This is a genomic window from Oleiphilus sp. HI0067 (assembly GCF_001635735.1).
The window spans coordinates 1-1,185 of record NZ_LWFI01001243.1; the positions used below are offsets into that span (position 1 = coordinate 1).

Annotated in this window: 2 protein-coding genes; both read right to left on the reverse strand. The window is 45.0% G+C overall.

What is annotated here, in order from left to right; genetic code table 11:
- Positions 1 to 746 (reverse strand): alpha/beta fold hydrolase (locus A3739_RS18790; RefSeq protein WP_068502411.1); only part of this gene is annotated, 746 nt, incomplete at its 3' end.
- Between the two features lie 67 nt (positions 747 to 813).
- A partial coding sequence (locus tag A3739_RS18795) for an amino acid permease (protein ID WP_197472439.1) occupies positions 814 to 1,185 on the reverse strand: 372 nt, incomplete at its 5' end.

The window sequence follows — 1,185 nt, forward strand, 5'->3', positions numbered from 1 at the left end:
TTGGGTTTAACTAGTTTTAGTTCGCAATCAGCTTCGTGGAACTGACGCAAAAGATGGTTAATGTTTTCTTTCGGCGCGAGCGCATCGTCAGAGAATGCGTAAGACAAAATAGGTATTTGCATTGAATAAAAACGAGAGCAATCAAGCCCGAAACTCGGATCCAGCAAATAGTTTGGTTTACTCATCCATTTAGCCCACTGTTGTACGGCTTTTGAAGGCAGGTTTTGATTGCCTAGCCCGAATTTGTCAGCAGGGAATGGCGAATAAATTCTGCTTACGATGGGTAGGATAAAACCAATATTGACGCGAATTTTTAGTCCATCCGCAAGGCGTGGCCATCGCTTCCAGTAGGGCGCGCTCGCGGCAACAAATACTGCACTTTTAAGCTGCTCGCTCGAAGGGGCTAAGGCGAGTAGTTGTCCGCCAATACTATGGCCAATGAAATACACCTGATCGGTCTTTGATATGGCATAACGCAGCACGCCTTCTATGTCTTGTGTTCCCCACTCACTCAGCTCAAAGTCTTCTCGCGTTAGCGATTCGTTATCGCCCGTTCCTCGATAATCAAAGCAAAGCACTTTATAGCCTTGTTTGACAAAGAACTCGGCCATTGGCCAATAAAAACTTTGGTTTACACCGAAGGCACTTGCAATAACGATGGTGCCGAGTGGGGGATTTTCAGGGCTAAATTCACTGATCAATAACGATGTATGATCTCGGCACGTGAGGGTAGTGGTTAATTTCATAGGAGGGCTGACAGCTAAGGAATTTGTTTTGCGTCAGCTTACCTAAGTATCGTGCGTCAAACTAGCGTTAATATGCGATTTTAAAGATGAGCAAGGCGATGCAGATAATGGTTCCTAACAAAGGGTAAGCGGGTGTTTTTAACGTGAAGTCTTTCGTCATTTTGTTTCGTCTGAGTACAACCAAAGATGCGTTCACGAGAGTAAAAACACACAGCACAATAAAGCTTCTGTAAGAAGCAAGTGTGACGAGCGGTAGCGCGAGGGCAAACATTAAAACTACCCCAGTTACGGCGAATGTCGCGAACCAAGGTGTTTTGGTTTTCTCAGAAATGAGGCCAAATACTTGTGGTACACGTTGTTGATTCGCCATGCCGTAAAGTACGCGCGATGCCATAATAATTTGGGTGAGAACCCCGTTGATAATGGCAAATAAACTGAT